Here is a 2678-nt window from a genome sequence, read left to right on the forward strand (position 1 = left end):
GTGGCCGCCCGAGGGCAGCCGGGCGTCGGCGAGCAGGGTCGCCACGAGCGCCGTCGTGGTCCCGCCCGCGCGTGGCTGCCCCATCGGCCGCACCGCTCAGAACATGCTGTAGCGCTGGGCGAGCGGCAGCTCGGTGGCGGGCGCCGGACGCACGTCCTGCCCGTCGATGGCGATGGCGAACGTCTCGGGGTCGATCTCGATGCGGGGCAGCGCGTCGTTGAGCCGCATCTGGGCCTTGCCGACGTCCCGGGTCGGGGCCACCGCCACGAGCCGGCGCCGCAGCCCGAGCCGGTCGGCCAGCCCGTCCTGCAGCGCCGCGGGCGCGACGAACGAGACCGACACGTCGGCCCCGACGGCGTCGGTGAGCGCCGGGCGCATGAGCACCGGCTGCGGGGTCGGGATCGAGGCGTTGGGGTCGCCCAGCGCGCCCCACACGATCGCCCCGCCCTTGAGGACCACCGACGGCCGCACACCGAACCAGGCCGGGTCCCACAGCACGAGGTCGGCGAGCTTGCCGGGTTCGACCGAGCCGACCTCGTGGTCGATGCCGTGCGCGATCGCGGGGTTGATCGTGTACTTGGCGACGTACCGCCGGGCCCGCAGGTTGTCGGCCGGGGTGCTCGGGTCGAGGTCGCCCCGCCGCACCTTCATCACGTGGGCGACCTGCCAGGTGCGTGTGATGACCTCCCCGATGCGGCCCATCGCCTGGGCGTCCGACGACGTGATCGACAGGGCGCCGAGGTCGTGCAGCACGTCCTCGGCGGCGATGGTGGTCGCGCGGATCCGGGACTCGGCGAACGCGAGGTCCTCGGGCACCTGCGGGTTGAGGTGGTGGCAGACCATGAGCATGTCGAGGTGCTCGGCGACCGTGTTCACGGTGTGCGGCAGCGTCGGGTTGGTCGACCCCGGGATGACGTTGGGGTGCGAGGCGACCGTGAGGATGTCGGGCGCGTGCCCGCCGCCGGCCCCCTCGGCGTGGAACGCGTGGATCGAGCGGCCGCCGATCGCGGCGAGCGTCTGCTGCACGTAGCCAGCCTCGTTGAGCGAGTCGGAGTGCAGCGCGACCTGCAGGCCCCACTCGTCGGCCGCGGCCAGGGCGGCGTCGATCGCACCCGGGGTCGAGCCCCAGTCCTCGTGCACCTTGAACCCGCCCGCACCGGCGAGCGCCTGCTCGCGCAGACCGGCCCGGCTCACCGTGTTGCCCTTGCCGAGCAGCAGCACGTTGACCGGCAGCGGGTCCAGGCTGCGGTGGATCTGCGCGAGGTGCCAGGCCCCGGGGGTCACCGTCGTCGCCTTGGTGCCCTCCGAGGGCCCGGTGCCGCCGCCGCCCAGGGTGGTGAGCCCGGTGGCCAGCGCCTCGTGCACCTGCGAGGGCGAGATGAGGTGGACGTGCGAGTCGATCCCGCCCGCGGTGAGGATCTTGCCCTCGCCGCTGATGACGTCGGTGCCCGGCCCGATGAGCAGGTCGGGGTGCACGCCGTCGGACACGTCCGGGTTGCCGGCGCGGCCGAGCGCGACGACGCGCCCGGCGCGGATGCCGACGTCGGCCTTGACCACCCCCCACCAGTCGAGGACGACGGCGTTGGTGATGACGGTGTCGAGGGCACCCTCGGCGCTGGTGGCGAGCCCCTGGACCATGGACTCGCGGATCGACTTGCCGCCGCCGAAGACGGCCTCCTCACCGCCGAAGGTGCGGTCCTCCTCGACCTCGATCCACAGGTCGGTGTCCCCCAGGCGCACCTGGTCGCCGGTGCTGGGGCCGTAGAGCGCCGCGTAGCGCTCACGGGAGATCTCAACCACGAGCGGCCTCCGGTCGGCTGGTCGGTCCGGCACCTGGCCGGGGCGCCACGGTGTGCTGCGGGTCGCGTCCGGGCACGATGCCCGGCACCCGGCGGCGGCCGCCGAGCGCGACGACGGCGACCTCGCGCGAGGCGCCCGGTTCGAACCGCTGGGACGTGCCGGCCGGGATGTCGAGCCGGAAGCCGTGCAGCGCCTCGCGGTCCATCGCCAGGGCCGGGTTCGCGTCGGGCAGGTGCAGGTGCGAGCCGATCTGGATCGGCCGGTCGCCGGTGTTGAGCAGGACGGCGGTGCCGCGCTCGTGCGGGGCGCGGTCGGCGTTCAGGTGCACGGTGCCGGGGCGCACCCGGACGGCGCCGGGTCCGTCGGCGGTGGCGTGGGCCATGGCGGGTTCCTCAGCTGATCGGGTGGTGGATCGTGACGAGCTTGCGGCCGTCCGGGAAGGTGGCCTCGACCTGCACGTCGGGGAGCATCTCGGGCACGCCGGCCATCACCTCGTCGCGGTGCAGGACGTCACGTCCGGCGACCATGAGGTGCTCGACGCTCGCCCCCTCACGAGCGCGTTCGATCACCCAGGTGGTGAGCAGCGCGACGGACTCGGGGTGGTTGAGCAGCACGCCGCGCGCACGTCGGTCGCGCGCGACCATGCCGGCCACCGCCAGGAGCAGCTTCTCCTGGTCGCTCGGGGTCAGGTGCATGGGCGCCATGATCGTCGACAGATGTGACGAACATGTATCCAATTGATCCCTGAATTGTATCCATCCTGGCCGAGACGGGCCCGGCAGACCTCACCCGGCCGTGCGCGACCGGCTCAGCCCCGCGGCACCAGCCGGATCGGCGGCAGCACCGGCGCCGGCAGCGCCGGGTGCGGGTCGTCCGGC

General features: G+C 73.8%; 3 protein-coding genes. All 3 read right to left on the bottom strand.

Going from position 1 to position 2678, the window contains the following annotated elements; all coding sequences use genetic code 11:
• Positions 1 to 96: 96 nt before the first annotated feature.
• The 3 genes from F2B26_RS15585 to F2B26_RS15595 are packed head-to-tail and all read right to left on the bottom strand — an operon-like array spanning position 97 to position 2495.
• Positions 97 to 1800 carry an urease subunit alpha gene (locus F2B26_RS15585; protein ID WP_159810910.1) on the bottom strand — a complete coding sequence of 568 codons (1704 nt, stop codon included), beginning with the start codon at positions 1798 to 1800 and terminating at the stop codon, positions 97 to 99.
• A complete protein-coding gene (locus F2B26_RS15590; RefSeq protein WP_159810912.1) occupies positions 1793 to 2182 on the bottom strand; it encodes an urease subunit beta in 390 nt (129 codons plus the stop codon). The genes F2B26_RS15585 and F2B26_RS15590 overlap by 8 nt, the downstream gene beginning before the upstream one ends.
• A 10-nt stretch (positions 2183 to 2192) precedes the next feature.
• Complete coding sequence (locus tag F2B26_RS15595) at positions 2193 to 2495, bottom strand: urease subunit gamma (RefSeq protein WP_159810914.1); 303 nt, start codon at positions 2493 to 2495, stop codon at positions 2193 to 2195.
• Positions 2496 to 2678: the final 183 nt, after the last annotated feature.

Source organism: Cellulomonas citrea (assembly GCF_009829685.1).
Lineage (GTDB): Bacteria > Actinomycetota > Actinomycetes > Actinomycetales > Cellulomonadaceae > Cellulomonas > Cellulomonas citrea.